The sequence below is a fragment of the Nocardiopsis sp. KDC1DS13DA1 genome (assembly GCF_055632325.1).
Genome location: NZ_JBVMUY010000009.1, coordinates 94,446 through 113,169 on the forward strand (window position 1 = coordinate 94,446; position 18,724 = coordinate 113,169).

Consider the following 18,724-nt stretch of genomic DNA (forward strand, 5'->3'; position numbering starts at 1 on the left):
ACTGGCGGGGCACTCGGTCCCGAAGGACTACCCGCTCCCCGAGCCGCCAACCACAGGTCTGGACCAACCGCGCCCCGCGCACCAGCCGTCCCGGGCGGACGGTCTCGCTCCGGGTGTCAGCTGCACCCGCTGGTGGCTCCGCAGCCCTCGCAGACGTAGCAGCTCCCGGACGGGCGCATCTTCGTGCCGCAGGTCATGCACAACGGGGCGTCCGCGACGAACCCCTGCTGCCGCTCCATCAGCTCGGTGCTGGAGTGCGGTTCGTCCGGCTCCGTCCCCTCCTCCCCCGCGGACGGTGCGTCGGCGCCCCCGGAAACGGTGTCGCTGGTGGCGGCCGACTGGGCGAGGGACTCCACCTCGGCGGCCACCTGTGACGGGTCCTCCCCCTCGACCCGGGCTCTGCGCTCGTCGGCCGAGAACACGCCCAAGGCGGCGCGTTCCTCGTAGGGCAGATGGTCCAGGGCCAGACGGCGGAAGATGTAGTCCATGACCGACTGCGCCATGCGGACGTCCGGGTCGTCGGTCACCCCGGCCGGGTCGAAGCGCATGTTCGTGAACTTCTCCACGTAGGTCTCCAGCGGGACCCCGTACTGGAGCGCGATGGAGACGGCGATGGAGAAGGCGTCCATCACCCCGGCCAGGGTCGAGCCCTGCTTGCCGAGCTTCAGGAACACCTCGCCCAGGCCGTCGTCCGGGTAGGAGCCCGCGGTGATGTAGCCCTCGGCGCCGCCGACGGAGAACGAGGTGGTCTGGCTCGGTCGCTTCTTGGGCAGGCGGCGGCGGACCGGACGGACCTCCTCGGCGGGCCGGGGACCGGCCGCGCCGGCCTCCGCCCCGGAGGCGCCGGTGGACAGCGGCTGGCCGACCTTGCAGTTGTCCCGGTAGACGGCCAGCGCCTTGAGTCCCCTGCGCCACCCCTCCAGGTAGAGGTGCTCGAAGTCGGCGACCGTGGCCTCCTCCGGGACGTTGACCGTCTTGGAGATGGCCCCGGACAGGAAGGGCTGCACGGCGGCCATCATGCGTACGTGGCCCATGGGCTCGATGTAGCGGCGGCCCATCGCGCAGTCGAACACCCCGTAGTGCTCGGGGCTCAGCCCGGGGGCGTCCACGACGTGGCCGTGCTCGGACACGTACCCGACGATGGCCTCGATCCGCTCGTCCTGGTAACCCAGGGTCCGCAGGGCGCGCGGGACGGCCTGGTTGACGATCCGCATCGACCCGCCGCCGACCAGCTTCTTGAACTTGACCAAGGAGAAGTCCGGCTCGATGCCGGTGGTGTCGCAGTCCATCATGAAGCCGATGGTCCCGGTGGGTGCGAGCAGGCTCGCCTGGGCGTTGCGCCAGCCGTACCGCTCGCCCAGACGCAGGCACTCCGACCACTCCCGGGTGGCCGCCTCGTGGATCGGCTCCTCCAGCGCGGTGACGGTGCGCAGGTCGTCGTTGGCGGCGGCGTGTTTGCGCATGACCCGCCGGTGCGCCCGCGCGTTGCGTTCGTACCCGGCGTAGGGGCCGACCGCCCCGGCCAGTTCGGCACTGCGGCGGTAGGCGGTCGCCGTCATGAGCGAGGTGATCGCGGCGGCGACGGCGCGTCCGCCGTCGGAGTCGTAGGCGTGGCCGGTGGCCATCAGCAGGGCGCCGAGGTTGGCGTAGCCGATGCCGAGCTGGCGGTAGGCGCGGGTGGTCTCCCCGATCCTCTCCGTGGGGAAGTCGGCGAAGGCGACGGAGATGTCCATCGCCGTGAACACCAGCTCCGTGAGGCGGGTGAACGTCCCCACGTCGAAGGTGCCGTCCTCGCGCAGGAACCTCAGCAGGTTGATCGAGGCGAGGTTGCAGGAGGAGTCGTCCAGGGAGAGGTACTCGGAGCACGGGTTGCTGGCGCTGATCCGGCCGGTCTCCGGGTTGGTGTGCCAGTCCTGGATGGCACCGTCGTACTGGATGCCCGGGTCCGCGCACTCCCAGGCGGCACGGGCCATGCGGTGGAACAGCTCCCCGGCGTCGACGGTGGCGATGACCTCGCCCGTGGTACGGGAGGTGAGGCCGAAGTCGGAGCCGTCCTCGACCGCGCGCATGAACGCGTCGCAGACCCGGACCGAGTTGTTGGCGTTCTGGTACTGGACGCTGAACATGTCGGCGCCGCCCAGGTCCACGTCGAATCCCGCGTCGCGCAGGGCGCGGATCTTGTGCTCCTCGTGCGCCTTGGTCTCGACGAACTCCTCGATGTCGGGGTGGTCGACGTCCAGCACGACCATCTTGGCGGCCCGGCGGGTGGCGCCGCCGGACTTGATCGTCCCGGCCGAGGCGTCGGCACCGCGCATGAAGGAGACCGGACCCGAGGCCGTACCGCCGGAGGAGAGCGGCTCCCGGCTGGAGCGGATACGGGACAGGTTCACACCCGCGCCGGAGCCGCCCTTGAAGATGATCCCCTCCTCCTTGTACCAGTCCAGGATCGACTCCATGGTGTCGTCGACGGAGAGGATGAAGCAGTTGTGCACGCGGATGTTCTCCGAGAGGTACTCACCGCTCTCGGTCTGGATGTCGTAGACCTCCATCGGCCCGAGGCACTCGACACGGGAGACTTCGAGATGCTCCGTCGCGCCCGCCGCCCCACCGGGGCGTTCGGGGCCGGGCTCCGGTTCCGGCGGCCCGGCCCCGTCGACGAAACCGATCTCCGCGTGGAAGGCGCTCCGGTCCCCCGGAGCCGGTATGCCCAGCGACCAGAGGTCACGGCGGCTCTGCCCCCGCTCCACCCTCCTGCGCACACGGGAGAGGACTCCGAAACGGAACAGGAGCCTCTGGACCCCCCGGACGAACTCCTCGGAGGGCATGTCCAGGCCGACGGGCGTCGGGCGTTCCCGGTCCGCGGCACCGCCCCCGGTCTGGAAGACGCTGCGCAGGTACGCGCGCACGACCGGCAGCGGAGCGGTGAACAGGAAGGGCGGGACCGCCGTGTCGGCGCCGCGCGTACGCAGCCCCCACCTCTCGACGAACCCGCCCAGACCCGTTCCGTACGAGCGTGTGCGTCGGCGGTCCGGGGACCGGCCGCGGTCCGTGACGGGGGTTTCCCCACGCTGCGCTTCCGGAAGGACCTCGTCGAGCGCGGCGGTCACCCACTCCAGCTCCGACGGGGTGGCGGTCGTCGCCTCGATGGTGGGTGACCGGTCGGTCCCCCCGTACCAAACGACGGATCCGGCGCACTGGAGCCAGCCCGCAAGAGCGGCCTGGGCGATGTCACCCGGACGGATCTCGGATTCACCGTGGGAGCCCCTCCTGTGCCACTGGAGGAGGTCACCCGGCCGGAGTTCCCCCGCGGGTACGAAGCGTCCCCGGGACGGACCGCTCCCGCCGCTCCGCCACACCAGGTGGTCCTCGGTGACGTCGAGCGGGTGCCCTGCCCCGGTGTGCAGGCGCAGGACCTGCTTGGTCCCGTTGGCCCTGGTCGCGACGACACGGGTCAGGCCGTGTCCGTCGTAGACCTTGGTTCCGACCGCGTCGTCGTCCACCAGTTCGCCGATGGGGACGAGCCCGGCCGGTGTACTCACCCTCGCACCGCGGGGCTGGCACGCCGAGACCTGCTGCGGTGAGGTCGTGCCGACGTTGAACCAGACCGGCGAGTTGAAGCTGAAGAGCTGGTGGACGAGCGCGTACTTGAGTTCGTGGTCGAAGGTCTGGGCGTCCTCGTCTCCCGCGAGGTAACCGTGCGAGCGGCCGGCCTCGGTGTAGGCACCCACGACGCGGTCGACGACCTGTTTGAGGCTCCACTCGCGTTCGGGGGTTCCCAGCGCCCCCCGGAAGTACTTGCTCGCCACGATCTGGGTGGCGTTCATCGACCACGAGGTGGGGAACTCCACACCGCGCTGCTCGAAATTGACCGTTCCGTCGCGCCAGTTGGTCATGACGACGTCGCGGCGTTCCCATTCGAGGGTGTCGTACGGATGGACACCGGGTGTGGTGAGGACACGCCCCATCCCGAGTCCCCCGCGTCCCGTCCGGTCACTCGTGTTCTCCGTCATGACGGCATCCCCCTGAGAACGCGTCGACGGCCCGGCCCGGGCCGGGCCATGCGGTGGAGGTGGTGGTGTTACTCCCCGTCCGCGCCGGGCCCGGCCTCGTGGTCCTGACGCAGGCTGGCGATCTCGGCCTCGAAGTCGGCCAGGCTCTCGAAGCCGCGGTAGACACTGGCGAAGTGCAGGTAGGCGACCTCGTCGAGTTCGCGCATGGGCCCGAGGATGGCCAGTCCGATCTCGTGTGCGGGGACCTCGGCCATGCCCCGGCTGCGGATCTCCTCCTCGACCCGCTGCCCGAGCTTGGCCAGGGCGTCCTCGGAGACGGGTCTGCCCTGGCAGGCCCGGCGCACCCCGGCGATGACCTTGGTACGGCTGAAGGGCTCGGTGACCCCGGAGCGTTTGGCGACCATCAGGAGGACGGTCTCCTGGGTGGTGAACCTGCGCTCACACACGGGGCAGGACCGTCGGCGGCGGATGGCCGCACCGTCGTCGGTGGACCTGCTGTCGATCACCCGGGTGTCCGGATGGCGGCAGAACGGACAATGCATCCCTGTTCACCTGCTTCCCTCGCGACGACCCGCACGTCCACTTAACCACAACTTCTGGACGACAACCTCCCCGACACACCCAGATGTTGTGGTCGAACCTAGACGCCCACGCATGGCGGCGCAACCTTGGACGTACGCGCGCTCCACGCACGCCCGGGCGGCCGCAGGCAGGGGCCCGGACAGCCGGAACACGGAGGGGGAGGGGGGCGGCGGACGGCCCGCGGACGGTGGACCGGGCCGCCCGAAATCCGCCTCCCAGGATAGCGCCGGCGCGCCGTTCGGCCGCCGAGGCACAGGGCACCCGGGAGTCGCCATCATCGCGCCCGCCGGGGTCGGCGCGCGAACCCCGGCGGGAAACGGCGAACCCCGGGGGACACGGACACACTCTGTTGACGCATTCCCGGGACACCGGCACGGGTACACGTGTACACGTAAGTGGAGGCCGGGAATTGACCGCGAAAACGCGTGCGCAATTGTCCGACCCCTCGAACGCTTGTTTGATATCACCGTCCGCAACGACTAATGTTGACGTTGATTTCACTCCGGTTTCGCCATCACGTGGGCCCACGGGTCGGCGCGGTCGCGGATCGGACGTGGCCAGTCACACAAGCAGGCCCTGACCGAACCGAACGCCGAGGAGGCCCGGCCGTGCCGGAGGAGAACCCCGGAACCACCACCGTCCTCTCGCCCGTGGGCGACGCGGGCGGGCCGACGCCCGACGCTCCCAAACTCACGGCGCGTCAGCAGAGCGTGCTGAACTGTATCCAGCGCTACGTACGGGAACGCGGTTTCCCGCCCTCGATAAGGGAAATCGGCGACGCGGTCGGCCTGTCCAGCCCCTCCAGCGTGGCGCACCAGCTCAAGGTGCTCCAGCGCAAGGGTTACCTGCACCGCGACCAGAACCGCCCACGCGCCGTCGAACTGCGCACCCCCGGCCGCCCGTCCGGTGCGCAGGCGGACCGCCCGGAGTTCACCGCCGACGCCGCACGCGCCGCCGCCGTGCCGCTCCTCGGCCGGATCGCCGCGGGCGGTCCGATCCTCGCCGAGGAGTCCGTGGAGGACGTGCTGTCCCTCCCCCGCCAACTGGTCGGCGAGGGGCGGCTGTTCATGCTCACCGTGGTCGGTGACTCGATGACGGAGGCCGCCATCACCGACGGCGACATGGTCGTGGTCCGCCAGCAGCAGGACGCCAACAACGGCGACATCGTGGCCGCCCTGCTGGACGACGAGGCCACCGTCAAGGTGCTGCGCCGCGAGGAGGACGGCCACGTGTGGCTCCTGCCCCGCAACGAGGCCTACGAGCCCATCAACGGAGACAACGCCACCATCCTCGGTAAGGTCGTCACGGTCATGCGCCGCGTCTGACCCGCTCCCCGGCCCGTCCGCCTGTCGGCGACGGGCCGGTCGCGCGGCGGAACACGTGCTTGCCGCGCACGCCCTAAGCTGAGAAGCGTGCCCACACCCACCGCCTCCCCCGCACACGGCCGCTGGCGGACGCTCGCCGCCGTCGGCGCGACCGTCGGCCTCCTGCTCTCCACCGCCTGCTCCGGCGAGGCTCCCCCGATCCCGCCGCCCGGAGTCAACGGATCGGCCCGGGACCTGTCGTTCACCGTGGACGGCGAGGAGGTGTTCGCGACGTTCACCGCGCCCCCGGGAACCGTCGGTACGGTGCCCGGCGCGCTCATCATCTCCGGCAGCGGCCCCACCGACCGGGACGGGAACGCGTCGGCGCGTCCCGACGCCGACACCAACCTCAACCTCGCCCGGGTGTTGGCCGAGGCCGGGGTCGCCTCGCTGCGCTACGACAAACTCGGCAGCGGCGAGACGGGACTGGGTGGCCTCGACCCGGACGAGCCGGTCGCCCCCGAGGTGTTCGACCGCCAGGTGGCCGCCGCCTACGAGGAGCTGCTCGCCCAGTCCGAGGTGGACCCCGAGCGCACCGCCGTCGTCGGGCACAGTGAGGGCGCCCTGTTCGCCCTGCGCGCCCACGAACTCGTGGCCGCCTCACCCGCTCTGGTCCTGGCAGCCCCACCCGGAACCCGCTACCTGGACCTCATCGACCGCCAGCTCACCGAGAGGGTCCGCGTGGCCGAGGCGCGCGAACAGCTCGGTGAGGTCGACAGCGTCGAGCTGCTCTCCGACGCCCGGGCGGGACGTGCTGCTCTGCGCGGCGGGCGCACCCTGCCCGACGGCCTGTCATCCGCTCTGGAGAACGTCTACTCCGAGCAGAACGCGGCCTTCCTGTCCTGGATCGACGCCTTCGACCCCGTGGAACTGGCCCGGGACGTCCCCGAGGGCACACCGGTGCTGGTGCTGTGGGGCGACCAGGACGCCCAGATCACCCGGTCGGACGTGGACCGCCTCATGACCGGGTTCGCCGACGCCGAACGCGTCGACGTCCCCGGCGCCGACCACGTGTTCCGTGAGTTCAGGGACGAGCCCGGTGCCGCCGTACTCGACGCCGACCGACCCTTCGCCCCGGAGGTCGCCCCGGCCCTGGAGGAGTTCCTCGACCGAGCCTGGTGACCGTCCCCGCCGGGCACCCCGGTCAGGCGGGCAGTTCGGCGACCACGGCGCGGGCGAGCTCCTCGGCCGTCTGCACCCCTCGTTGCGCCTCCGCCGCGCGCGCGACACCGTAGTCGGCGGCGGCGCCGTAGCAGGTCTCCACGTACAGGTTGGACACGCGGGCGCCCACACAGGCGAACGGGAAGTCGGACTCGTCGGTCCAGGAGACCGCCTCGTCGCCGACACCGTCCACGGCGGTCGTGTCCTGGTTCGCGGTGGTGTTCCGCAGGTTCTCGGTGGCCGTCTCGATCCCGCCGGGGTTGGGCGCGGCCACCATCACCAGAGTCGCGAACGACGGCACCGCCTCCCCCGGCCCCGCCGGGGTGGCCCACCGGCACTGCCAGCCGGTACCGAACGCGTCCTGCTGGCCGCCGAGCGGCTCCTGGATCTCCAGGGTGTGCGAGGGGACCGCGGCGTCGAGGACCTCGGTCTCCCCCGACGCGCACTCCGGTGCGGCCTCGAAGTCACCCGACTCCAGGGACTCGCGGTTGAGGGCGAACCACACGCCTCCGGCGATGAGCAGGACCACCACCAAGGCCAGGGCCGTGACACCGACGACCGCGCACCCCCGGCTCTGGGGCTGCGTCGCCGGGACGGGCGGACGGGGGGCCTGAGGGATCACAGCGCCTCCACGAGTTGCTCCGCGACGCGCACGGTCAGCTCACGCGCGTCCTCACGGTCGGCGGGCCCGTCCCCGGAGACACCGGAGTAGGCCACCCGGACCAGCAGGTTGTCGGTGGTGAAGGCCAGGTCGGCGGTGCCCCGTGCCTCGTCCGCCCACACGCGCCCCCCGACGTCCGACGGGAGCCGTACTCCCTCGCTCGCCGGTGGTACCAGGGCGGCCAGGGCCCGTTCGGCCTGTTCGGTGCCTGCGACGGGCTCTTCGCCGGAGGTGTCGGTGAACAGAGCGGAGAACTCCACCCGCAGCACACCCGGGTCATCGGCGGCGCCCAGCGAACTCCACGTGCACACGGCGTTGTCGCCGCCCGGCCGCGGACCGGACTCGACGGCCTCGGGCACCGCACCGGGCAGGGCCTCCTCGACCGCGGAACCGGGTACGGCGGCGCAGTCGGGGGCGGCGGTGTGGACGTCGTCGGTACCGGGGACGTCGGGGTCGCCGCCGGCCAACACGAGCCCGCCGCCGATCGCCACCGCGGAGAGCACCGCGGCACCGCACACGATGACGGCGCCGCGTACCAGCGGACCACCCGACCTACCGGATCGGGACACCCGGCCACCGCCTCCCTGTCGGTCGTGGCTCGTTCCGGCGTGTCACACGGGGGCGGCGACCGCCGGTCGCGACCGCCGCCCCAGACGCCGGATCAGCCGACGACGATGTTCACCAGCTTCGGCGCGCGGACGATCACCTTGCGGATCTGCTTGTCACCGATGAATCCCCGGGCCTTCTCCGAGGCCAGCGCGAGCCGCTCCAGCTCCGCCGGGTCGATGTCGGGCGCCACGGACAGCTTGTCCCGGACCTTGCTCTGCACCTGCACCACGCAGGTCACGGACTCCTGGACCAGCAGCTCCGGGTCCGCCTCGGGCCAGTTGCCGACGGCGACCGTGCCCGTGTGGCCCAGGCGCTCCCAGCCCTCCTCGGCCACGTACGGCGCGAACAGGGACAGCGCCACGGCCACGAACTCGGCCGCCTCGCGCACGGCCGGGTCGGCCGCGCCGGGGCCGGAGTCGATCGCCTTGCGGGCGGCCGAGACCAGCTCCATGATCCGGGCGATGGCCACGTTGAACCGGCGCGCCTCCACCAGGGTGGTGACCTGGTCGATGGTGCGGTGGGTGGCCCGGCGCAGCTCGGTGTCCCCGGCCGCGGTGTCGGTCCCCGGCGAGCTGGCGGCGCCCGCCTCGCTGATCACGCGGAAGGCGCGGTTGAGGAACTTGGTGGCGGCGGTGACGGACACGTCCGCCCAGTCGACGTCCTCCTCCGGCGGGCTGGCGAAGAGCATCGTCAGCCTGACCGCGTCGACCCCGTGCTCGTCGATCTCCCTGCCCAGGTCCACACCGTTGCCCAGGGACTTGGACATCGCCTTGCCCTGGTTGATGACCTGGCCCTGGTTGGTCAGGCGGCGGAAGGGCTCGGTGAAGGAGAGCATGTCCATGTCGTACAGGACCTTGGTGAAGAAGCGCGCGTACAGCAGGTGCAGGGTCGCGTGCTCCTTGCCCCCGATGTAGTCGTCGACGGGGCCCCACCGGTCCACGGCCCGGCGGTCGAAGGGCGCCGTGTCCAGGTTCGGCGAGCAGTAGCGCAGGAAGTACCAGGACGAGTCGACGAACGTGTCCATGGTGTCGGTGTCGCGCTGGGCCGCCCCGCCGCAGGAGGGGCAGTCGACCTCGACCCAGTCGGTGGCGGAGGCCAGCGGCGACACGCCCCTGGGGGCCAGCTCGGCGCCCTTGAGCTCGGGCAGCGCCACCGGCAGCTGGTCGTCGGGGACGGGCACCTCGCCGCAGGAGGGGCAGTGGATGATGGGGATCGGTGTGCCCCAGTAGCGCTGACGGGACAGCAGCCAGTCGCGCAGGCGGTAGTTGATGGTGGCGGCACCGGTGCCGCGCTCGGCCAGTACCTCGACGATGCGGTCGATCGCCTCGGCCTTGCTCAGGCCGTCCAGCGGCCCGGAGTCGCGCAGCGTTCCCTCGCCGGCGGTGGCCGTACCGGTCTCGGCCGGGTCGGGCTCACCCGTCTCCACCACCACCCTGACCGGCAGGTCGAAGGCCAGGGCGAAGTCGAGGTCGCGCTGGTCGTGCGCGGGCACGGCCATGATCGCGCCGTGTCCGTAGTCGGCCAGAACGTAGTCGGCGGCCCAGACCGGCATGCGCTCGCCGTTGACCGGGTTGATCGCGTACCGGCCCAGGAACACGCCCGTCTTGGGGCGCTCGGTGGCCTGGCGCTCGATGTCGGACAGCTTGGCGACCTCGGACCGGTAGGTCTCGAAGGCCTCGCGCTGCTCGGGCGCGCACAGCTCGTCGGCCAGGTCGGCGTCGGCCGCCACGACGAAGAACGTGGCGCCGTAGAGGGTGTCGGGACGCGTGGTGAACACGGTCACCGGCTCGTCACGGCCCTCGATGGCGAAGTGGACGTCGGCACCGGTGGAGCGGCCGATCCAGTTGCGCTGCATGGCCAGGATCTCGTCCGGCCAGCGGCCGCCGTCCAGCTGGTCCATGTCGTCCAGCAGGCGCTGGGCGTAGTCGGTGATCTTGAAGTACCACTGGTTCAGGCTGCGGCGCACGACCTCGGAGCCGCACCGCTCGCACCGGCCCTGGACGACCTGCTCGTTGGCCAGCACGGTCTGGTCCTGGGGGCACCAGTTGACCTGGCCGTCCTTGCGGTAGGCCAGTCCGCGCTCGAAGAAGCGCAGGAACAGCCACTGGTTCCAGCGGTAGTACTCGGGGTCACTGGTGTGCAGACGGCGCGACCAGTCGACGCCGATCCCGTACCTGCGGAACGAGGACGCCTGGGTCTCGATGTTGGCGTAGGTCCACTCGGCGGGGTGCGAGTCGTTCCTGATCGCGGCGTTCTCCGCGGGCAGGCCGAAGGAGTCCCAGCCGACGGGGTGCAGGACGTTGTCGCCGCGCTGGAAGCGGTAGCGGCCGATGACGTCGCCGATGGCGTAGGCCTCGGCGTGCCCCATGTGCAGGTCACCGGAGGGGTAGGCGAACATGTCGACCACGTAGGTGCGGGGCCGGGTGTCGCCGGGGTCCTCGTCGGCCTGGAACGGAAGCTCAGCGGCCCAGCGCGCCTGCCACTTGTCCTGGAGGGCGCGGGCGTCGTAGGTGTCGCCCGTCTTCTGGTCGCCGTCTACCGCTGTCATCGCTGATGTTCCCTTAGCCGGTCTCTGGGTCGGTCGCGTGCGGGCACGCCGATCCGGGTCGGGTGTCCGCTCGTGCAGTTTCCAGGTTAGCGGTACGCACCCGGGGTCGCGGACCGGTTTCCCACCCTGTGGACAGCCCCCGCCGCAGCCTCGCCCGAACCGCTCCGGACCCGTCTGCGCTCCGGTTCCCCGCCCCCGGCGGGGCGACCCTGGAAACTGTTTCCGAACACTGTTAGGTTTCGATCCGATCCCCATTCCGCACACCGACCGGATGGTTTGTTACTCTGCCGTTCACGTGACGCGGACCACGAGACCCAGACCACACCTGGGTCCGTCACTCACTCGTAGCGGGAGGCCCCCATGCTCAACCTGTCCGTGCTTCTGGAGGACGGCGCCCGGTCGGTTCCCGACAAGGAGTGCCTGGTCCTGGGCGACCTGCGCCTGACCTACGCCCTGACCGACATGATCGCCAACCAGGTCGCCAACCTCCTGGTGGCCAGGGGCGTCCGGCCGGGCGACCGCGTCGCACTGGCCAGCCCCAACCTTCCCTACTTCCCCTTCGTCTACTTCGGCGCCCTCAAGGCCGGCGCCGTGGTCGTCCCGCTCAACGTGCTCCTCACCCCGCGCGAGATCGCCTACCACCTGGAGGACTCCGGAGCCAAGGCGCTGTTCGCGTTCACCGGCTCCCCCGAGCTCCCCCTGGGTGAACGCGCCTTCGAGGCCTTCAACCAGGTGGACTCCTGCGAGACCTACATCGACCTGCCCGCCTCCCCCGGCGCCACCCAGTCCGACATCGAGGGGGCCGAGACGCTGTGGAAGGCCCTCGACGGCCAGCCCGGCACGTTCGAGAGCGTGCAGGCCAGCTCGGACGACACCGCCGTGATCATCTACACCAGCGGCACCACGGGTAAGCCCAAGGGCGCCCAGCTGTCCCACCACAACCTGATGATGAACGCGGTCGGGTCCGCCAACCTGGTCAACGCCCACCCCGACGGCCGCGACGTCTCCCTCACCGTCCTGCCGCTCTTCCACATCTTCGGCCAGACGGTCATGCTCAACGCGGCCCTGTACCGGCACGGGACCCTGGTCCTCATGCCGCGCTTCGACCCCGACGAGGCGCTCAAGCTCATGGACAAGGAAGAGGTCACCGGCTTCGCCGGGGTACCGACCATGTACTGGGGCCTGCTCAACGCGGTGCAGTCGGCCGAACCGGGCACCTACGACCTGGAGAAGATCGCGGGCAACATCGTCGACGCGGTCTCCGGCGGCGCCTCCCTGCCCGGCCAGCTCTCCGAGGACTTCACGAAGACCTTCGGCGTGGGGATCAAGGAGGGCTACGGCCTGTCCGAGACCTCCCCCGTCGTCTCCTTCAACAACCCCCGGGTCAGGGCCAAGACCGGCTCCATCGGCCTGCCCGTGTGGGGTGTGGAGATGAAGCTGATCGACCCCGAGTGGAACGACGCCGAGGACGAGGGCGAGATCGCGGTGCGCGGCCACTGCGTGATGAAGGGCTACCACAACCGGCCCGAGGTGAACGCGGAGGTCATCAGGGACGGCTGGTTCCGCACCGGGGACATCGCCCGCCGGGACGAGGACGGCTTCTACTTCATCGTCGACCGGTCCAAGGACATGATCATCCGCGGCGGCTACAACGTCTACCCGCGCGAGATCGAGGAGGTCCTGATGACCCACCCCGAGGTCAGCCTGGCCGCCGTCGTGGGCGTGCCGCACGACACCCACGGCGAGGAGGCCAAGGCCTACGTGATCCGGGAGGCCGACGCCACGCTCACCGAGCAGGAACTGGTCGGCTGGGCCAAGGAGCGCCTCGCCGCCTACAAGTACCCCCGCCGGGTCGAGTTCCGCACGGAGCTGCCGATGACCGCCACGGGCAAGATCCTCAAGCGCGAACTGCGCTGACCCCTCTCCCCGCCCCTCCCCGAGCCCCTTCCGGCGCCCGGGGAGGGGCGCGCGTCCGCCGCCCGTGTCCCCGCCCCCGCTCAGCCCTTCACGGCGCCCTGGACCAGTCCGGCGACCAGCCAGCGCTGTACGAGGACGAAGAAGACCATCACCGGGAGCGTGATGATCGTGGACGCGGCCATGACGTGCCCCCACTCGTTGGCGTACTGGCCGAAGAACTGGCGCAGCCCCACCGCGACCGTGTACCGGTCGCTCTGCTGCATGAAGGTCAGGGCCAGCACGAACTCGTTCCACGCCACGATGAACGAGAAGATCGCCGTGGCCACCAGGCCCGGTGCGACGAGCGGGAGGAGGACCGACCAGAACATGCGCGGCCACGACGCGCCGTCGATGTAGGCGGCCTCCTCGACCTCCCTGGGCACCGCCGCCACGAACCCGCGCATCATCCACAGTGCCAGCGGCAGCGACAGCGCCACGTACACCACCCCCAGCCCCAGCACCATGTTGAGCATCCGCAGGTCGCGCACCTGGAGGAACAGCGGGATGACCAGGGCCTCCAACGGCACCATCTGCACGACCAGGACGAGCACCAGCACCGATGTCCGGAAGCGGAAGCGGAACCGCGCCACGGCCACGGAGGCCAGCAGCGCCAGGAGGCACGCGCCCACGACGGTGATCGAGGCGACCGCCAGCGAGTTGCGCAGGTAGACCGTGAAGTCCCCCTCGGTCATCACGTACGTGAAGTTGGCGAACGTGACGTCCGTCGGCACCAGCGCGCCCGTCCCGGAGGTGCTCCGGGCGGAGAAGGCGCTGACCAGCATGAAGTAGACGGGGAAGAGGGTGAAGGCCAACAGGGCCACCACCCCCGCCGACCTGGCCGCTGCCCGGAGCGCCCGGAGCGCCCCACCCCTGCGGCGGGCCCGGGCGACACGGTCCTGCCGCAGGCGGACGTCGGGTGCGGCTACGCGCGTGTCCAACACGGCTCCTCTCCCCGGTGCCCCGCACCGGGTCCGGTCGGGTGGTGGGCCGCCCGGGGGAGGCCGTTAGACTCCTGCTCTGTCCGTGAAGGGGCGCCCGCGGCGCCGAGGCGACGGTGGAGGGGTGACGGCCGTGTCGGCGTGGTCATCGGAGACGGCGGCGTGAGACCGTGAACGAGTCCGCCGGCCCCTCCCCCACCGAGGTCGTCGTCAGCTGGATCCCGCACGACGCGCGGTTCCGCGACAGCGCCGTGCGCCACGCCCTGGCCGACCCCTCCGGGCAGCGCCTGTTCGTGTACGTGAACAACCTGGTGAACCGCGGCCACGACGACGGACGCCCCCTGGGCGACCACGACCTGCGCACGATGGAGGCGGTCCTGGAGGACCTGGACCGGCGCCCCCTGGCCGCCGTGGACTGGCGCCGGGTCCGCGAGAAGCTCGTCGAGGGGACCGCCTGACCGGGCCCGGACCCCGCCCCCGCCCACCGCCCCCGCGGGTCGACCGGTCATCGCAGCTCGTCCTCCCTGAACAGGGCGCGCAGGTACAGCACGGTGATCCCCAGCAGGAGCAGCGTGAGCAGTACCGCGACGGCCGACCCCGCCCCGTAGTCGTTGTGGCCGAAGGACCGTACGTAGGCCCACACCCCCAGGTTCAGCATCCGCGACCCGCCCACGTCCCCTCCGGGCATGAGGTAGATCTGCGCGAACACCTTGAAGTCCCAGATCGTGGAGAGCACGGTCACCACCGCGAACACCGGCCGCAGCACGGGGAACGTGACGTGCCAGAACCGCTTCCAGGCGCCCGCGCCGTCGATCAGCGCCGCCTCGTGCAGTTCCCGGGGCACGGTCAGCAGCCCCGCGAGCACCGTGACCGCCACGAACGGGAAGCCGCTGTGCACCACGTTGAGGGTGACGATCGCGTAGAAGAAGAGGCGGTCGGCGAACCAGTTGTACCCCTCGGGGCCGAGCACACCGAGGGATGTCAGCGCCCGGGCGACGATGCCGTGGTCGACGTCGAAGATCCAGATCCACACGTACGTGCCGCTGACCGCGGGCATCGCCCAGGCCACCATCACGCAGGAGACGACGGCCACCCGTGCGAGCGGACGCAGCGTGGACAGCAGCAGCGCCACCAGCGTGCCCAGGACCACGGTCGAGACCACCGCGACCGCGGCGAACACCACCGTGTTGGGCAGGGCGACCCGCCACAGGTACGGGTCGCCCAGGAGTGCGGCGTAGTTGTCGAACCCGATGGTCTCGGACTCACCCGAGACCAGGTTGCGCAGGTGGAAGTCGCGGAAGGACAACCACACGACCCGTCCGAGGGGGAACAGCAGGAGCACCCCGACGACCGTCAGCGCGGGCGCGAGCAGCACCCACGGCAGGAGGGTCCGGCGGACCGCCGCGCGCAGGAGGGGGGGCCGCCGTCGGCCTCGGCTCCGCGGCAGGTGTGCCCCCGCCGCGGAGCGGGCGGCCTCCTCCGTCCCGCGTGGCTCCCCCAGTCCGACCGGTGTGCCCACGCTCAGCCTCCGTTGAGGATGCGTTCGATCTCCGCGGCGGCCGTCGCCGTGGCCCCGTCCACCGTGGCGTCACCGTTGAGGATGCTCTGCTGCATGGCGACGATGACCTTCTCCGCCTCCACCCGCCCCCAGGCCGGGGTGACGGGGGTTCCGCGACTGGCGGCGCTGAGCTGCACGGCGAACGGCCGGACCAGCGGGTCCTCGGACTCGGCGAACGCGGTCACGGCCTCCTCGCGCCCCGGGAAGAACCCCGTCTCCCGGGCCCAACGCGAGGAGAACTCGTCCCCGGTCAGGTGGTCGACGTACTCCCAGGCGACGTCCTCCTGGCCGGTCCCCTCGAACACCGACAGGAGGGAGCCGCCCGCGAAGGAGTCGGTGTAGCCGCCCTCCCGCCCCGGGATGACGAAGACGCCGAGCCTGCCCTCGAGGTCGGGGTTGGACTCCAGGATCGCCCTGGGGTTGGCGCTGCCCGAGATCGCCATGATCGCCCGCTCCTGCGCCAGGGACTCCATCACGTCGATCTCGTTCCAGTTCACCGCGCCGGTGGTGGAGACGCCGTCCTCCACGGCCAGACCGGTGAAGAAGGACATCCCGGCACGGCCTCCGTCGCTGTCGACCTCCGACACCCACGTGCCGTCGGAGGTCTGGACGGCGATTTCGGCACCGCCGCCCCAGATCCAGGGCATGACCGAGTACTGCGCGTCGCCGGGGATCGGGAAGGCGATCATGTCCTCCTCCGCCTTGGAGAGCGCGATGGCGGTCGCCCGCAGCTCGGCCCAGTTCCCGGGAACCTCCTGTTCGTGCTCCTCGAAGATGTCGGTGCGGTAGACGACGGAGCGGATGGACGCGTACCACGGCACGCCGTAGATCCGCTCGTCGATCTGCCCCATCCGGAGCAGGCTCGGGGTGTAGGCGTAGGGGTCCTCGACGTAGCCGGACAGGTCGTGCAGGGCACCGGAGTCGGCGAACTCGGGGACGAAGGTCGTGCCGAGTTCGACCACGTCCGGCACCGTGCCTCCGGCGATGGCGGTGGAGATCTTGTTCTGGGCGTCGCTCCACGGTACGAACTCGACGTCGACCTCGACGCCCGTCCGCCCGGTGAAGTCCGTGTTGGCCGCGTCGAAGTAGGCCGTCGCGTCGGGGTTGGTGCCCTCCATGATCCAGACGACCAGGTTGTCGGGCACGGGGTCGCCGCCCGTGCCCATACCGCAGGCGGTGGCGACGAGGGTCACGGCCATCGCCGCGGCGGGGAGGTGAACGTGAGTCTGTGCTCGTCTGCGTGCCATCGGCGCGCCTCCCGTTCCTTTCGAGGGTCCCGGGGGATGGTAGGAAACCTACGTAAGGAAACGCCCCGTGTGAAGTAAACAACACGCCCTTGTGTCTGAGCCGTTAGGAGAGGTCGGCCCCGGGGCCGCCGCGAACCCCCTCAGTCCTGCGCGAGTCCGGTCACCTGGCGGAGGGTGGCCACGAGTTCGGGACGCCGGTACACGGCCAGTCCGATGGCGGCGCTGAACGCGGCGAGCATGTGCACGAAGACCATGGGGTCGCCCTGGGCGAACCGCTCGGCGGTCTCCTCCTCACCGACGGAGTGCGCCTCCCACGCGGTGCTGACGGCGAACTCCAGCTCGGGCGGGAGCATCTCGGCGACCGTGCGGGCGACGGCCTCGCGTGAGTCGGCGGGCTTCCACACCACGCCGGTCTGCTGGACCCGGCGGCTCAGGAAGGCGGCGATGACCTTCAGCTCCGACATCACGTCGTCGACGTCGTCGGCGGCCGCGGGGACCGCCTCGTCGAGTTCGTCCCGGTTGCGGTCGGCGTAGGCGCCCACGAGCGCGATCGCGGTGCGCTTGACGCGGTCGGGCAGGTCCGGGGCGGAGGCCTCCCCGTCACTCTGCGGCACGTTCTCGTCGGAGGGTTCGGAGGACACTGTCGGGTCCCTTCACGGTGCTGCGGGTCGGTGTGACGGCTTCCATCATGCCGCCACGGACCCGTTCGCGCCCGCCCGACGGGCCGGTGTCCCCTCCCGGCGAACAGGAGAGGACACCGGGGCGCGCTCAGAACGCCGGACGCAGCGGCATGTGCGCTTCGGCGCCGTCCAGGCGGACCCCGAGGATCTGGTGCAGCTGCACGACGTCCTCCTCGAAGCCGAGCACGCATCCGGCCATGTACAGCCGCCACACCCGGGCGGTGCCCTCGCCCACCAGGGAGACCGCCTCGGCCCAGTTCCGGTCGAGATTGGCGCCCCAGTGGCGGAGCGTGAGCGCGTAGTGCTCGCGCAGGTTCTCCTGGTGGCGGATCTCGAACCCGGCGTCGTTCATCGCGGTCTGGAGGGCACCCGGCCCCTCGAGCTCGCCGTCGGGGAACACGTACCGGTTGATGACGCCCTTGGAGTCCATGGCCCTGAGGTCGTTGCGCGGGCGGGTGATGCAGTGGTTGAGCAGCCGGCCGCCGGGGACGAGCTTGGCGTACAGGGACGCGAAGTAGGAGTCCAGGTTGCGCGCGCCGACGTGCTCGGTCAGTCCGATCGAGCTGATCCGGTCGTAGCTGCCGTCGGGAACGTCCCGGTAGTCCATGTGGCGGACCTCGGCCAGCTCCGACAGTCCCTCCTGGGCGATCCGCTTGGCCGCCCACTCGGCCTGTTCCTTGGACAGGGTGACACCCAGCGCCCTGACGCCGTACTCGCGGGCGGCGTGCATGACCATGCCGCCCCATCCGCAGCCGACGTCGAGCAGGCGCATGCCCCGCTCCAGCCCGAGCTTGCGCGAGACCAGCTCGTACTTGCGGAACTGGGCGCTCTCCAGTGCGCCGTCGAACGCCCCCACCCGGCCCAGCGCGCCGTCCCCGTCGTCGAAGACGGCGCAGGTGTAGGTCATGGACGGGCCCAGCACCAGCTCGTAGAAGGCGTTGGACACGTCGTAGTGGTGGTGGATGGCCTCGGCGTCGCGCCCCTTCGAGTGGCGCCAGCCCAGGCCCGTGAGTCTGCTCCTGCGCACCTCCTGCGGCGGCGGGGCCACGCGGTTGACGAACTTGACCCAGCCGACGGACCGGACGATGGCGGCCAGGTCGCCGAGGGAGAGGTTGACCCCCTTGGCGAGGGCGAAGTCGGACATCCGACGCAGGGCGGTGTACATGTCGCCCTCCACGTCCAGGTGTCCGGACACGTAGGCCCGGGTGAGGCCGACCGCGTTCGGGGACTGGGCCAGGTAGTTGACGGCGACCGGCGTGCGCACGCGGAGGGCGACGTCGGAGTCCGGGTCCCCGGCGGAACTGCCGTCGTAGGCGGTGAAACGGATGGGTGCGTCGGGGCCGACGACCCGCTCGAAGATCTCTGCAAGCCGCACGTTCTCGTCCTCCCTCTCCCGGGCGCGCCCCTGGA

General features: G+C 71.0%; 14 protein-coding genes. 4 read left to right on the forward strand and 10 right to left on the reverse strand.

Annotated features, from left to right (window positions below; genetic code table 11):
• Window positions 1-116: 116 nt before the first annotated feature.
• Both ACTVAJ_RS06810 and nrdR read right to left on the reverse strand, forming a co-directional pair.
• Window positions 117-4,010 carry a vitamin B12-dependent ribonucleotide reductase gene (locus tag ACTVAJ_RS06810; RefSeq protein ID WP_470387207.1) on the reverse strand — a complete coding sequence of 1,298 codons (3,894 nt, stop codon included), beginning with the start codon at window positions 4,008-4,010 and terminating at the stop codon, window positions 117-119.
• 68 nt (window positions 4,011-4,078) lie between these two features.
• Window positions 4,079-4,552, reverse strand: a complete 474-nt coding sequence (nrdR, locus tag ACTVAJ_RS06815; RefSeq protein ID WP_470387208.1) for a transcriptional regulator NrdR — start codon at window positions 4,550-4,552, stop codon at window positions 4,079-4,081.
• A 648-nt stretch (window positions 4,553-5,200) separates the two neighbouring features.
• Between nrdR and lexA the strand changes: the two genes are divergently transcribed.
• Window positions 5,201-5,917: a transcriptional repressor LexA gene (gene lexA, locus ACTVAJ_RS06820; protein WP_470387209.1), complete on the forward strand. Its 717-nt coding sequence runs from the start codon at window positions 5,201-5,203 to the stop codon at window positions 5,915-5,917.
• Window positions 5,918-6,004: 87 nt separating this feature from the next.
• Window positions 6,005-7,078, forward strand: a complete 1,074-nt coding sequence (locus ACTVAJ_RS06825) for an alpha/beta hydrolase family protein (protein ID WP_470387210.1) — start codon at window positions 6,005-6,007, stop codon at window positions 7,076-7,078.
• Between the two features lie 22 nt (window positions 7,079-7,100).
• On the opposite strand, the gene ACTVAJ_RS06830 is transcribed toward ACTVAJ_RS06825, so the two are convergent.
• The 3 genes from ACTVAJ_RS06830 to leuS all read right to left on the reverse strand — a co-directional run bounded on the left by ACTVAJ_RS06830 (window position 7,101) and on the right by leuS (window position 10,935).
• A complete protein-coding gene (locus ACTVAJ_RS06830; protein WP_470387211.1) occupies window positions 7,101-7,739 on the reverse strand; it encodes a hypothetical protein in 639 nt (212 codons plus the stop codon).
• Window positions 7,736-8,347, reverse strand: coding sequence for a hypothetical protein (locus ACTVAJ_RS06835; RefSeq protein ID WP_470387212.1), 612 nt, complete (start codon window positions 8,345-8,347; stop codon window positions 7,736-7,738). The genes ACTVAJ_RS06830 and ACTVAJ_RS06835 overlap by 4 nt, the downstream gene beginning before the upstream one ends.
• A 92-nt stretch (window positions 8,348-8,439) precedes the next feature.
• Window positions 8,440-10,935: a leucine--tRNA ligase gene (leuS, locus tag ACTVAJ_RS06840; protein WP_470387213.1), complete on the reverse strand. Its 2,496-nt coding sequence runs from the start codon at window positions 10,933-10,935 to the stop codon at window positions 8,440-8,442.
• 360 nt (window positions 10,936-11,295) lie between these two features.
• Here leuS and ACTVAJ_RS06845 point away from each other — a divergent pair, with 360 nt between their 5' ends.
• Window positions 11,296-12,852 (forward strand): long-chain-fatty-acid--CoA ligase, encoded by a 1,557-nt coding sequence (locus tag ACTVAJ_RS06845; RefSeq protein ID WP_470387214.1) that lies wholly within the window; start codon window positions 11,296-11,298, stop codon window positions 12,850-12,852.
• An 80-nt stretch (window positions 12,853-12,932) separates the two neighbouring features.
• On the opposite strand, the gene ACTVAJ_RS06850 is transcribed toward ACTVAJ_RS06845, so the two are convergent.
• Window positions 12,933-13,829 carry a carbohydrate ABC transporter permease gene (locus ACTVAJ_RS06850; RefSeq protein WP_470387215.1) on the reverse strand — a complete coding sequence of 299 codons (897 nt, stop codon included), beginning with the start codon at window positions 13,827-13,829 and terminating at the stop codon, window positions 12,933-12,935.
• A 170-nt stretch (window positions 13,830-13,999) separates the two neighbouring features.
• On the opposite strand from ACTVAJ_RS06850, the gene ACTVAJ_RS06855 reads away from it, so the two are divergent.
• On the forward strand, window positions 14,000-14,287 hold the full coding sequence (locus ACTVAJ_RS06855) for a hypothetical protein (RefSeq protein ID WP_470387216.1): 288 nt from the start codon (window positions 14,000-14,002) through the stop codon (window positions 14,285-14,287).
• Between the two features lie 47 nt (window positions 14,288-14,334).
• Here the strand turns inward: ACTVAJ_RS06855 and ACTVAJ_RS06860 are convergent, their stop codons facing one another.
• From ACTVAJ_RS06860 to ACTVAJ_RS06875, 4 genes are all read right to left on the reverse strand, one after another.
• Complete coding sequence (locus ACTVAJ_RS06860; protein WP_470387289.1) at window positions 14,335-15,240, reverse strand: carbohydrate ABC transporter permease; 906 nt, start codon at window positions 15,238-15,240, stop codon at window positions 14,335-14,337.
• Window positions 15,241-15,350: 110 nt separating this feature from the next.
• Window positions 15,351-16,634 (reverse strand): sugar ABC transporter substrate-binding protein, encoded by a 1,284-nt coding sequence (locus tag ACTVAJ_RS06865; RefSeq protein ID WP_470387217.1) that lies wholly within the window; start codon window positions 16,632-16,634, stop codon window positions 15,351-15,353.
• 140 nt (window positions 16,635-16,774) lie between these two features.
• Complete coding sequence (locus ACTVAJ_RS06870) at window positions 16,775-17,275, reverse strand: hypothetical protein (RefSeq protein WP_470387218.1); 501 nt, start codon at window positions 17,273-17,275, stop codon at window positions 16,775-16,777.
• Window positions 17,276-17,402: 127 nt separating this feature from the next.
• A complete protein-coding gene (locus ACTVAJ_RS06875) occupies window positions 17,403-18,689 on the reverse strand; it encodes a class I SAM-dependent methyltransferase (protein ID WP_470387219.1) in 1,287 nt (428 codons plus the stop codon).
• Window positions 18,690-18,724: the final 35 nt, after the last annotated feature.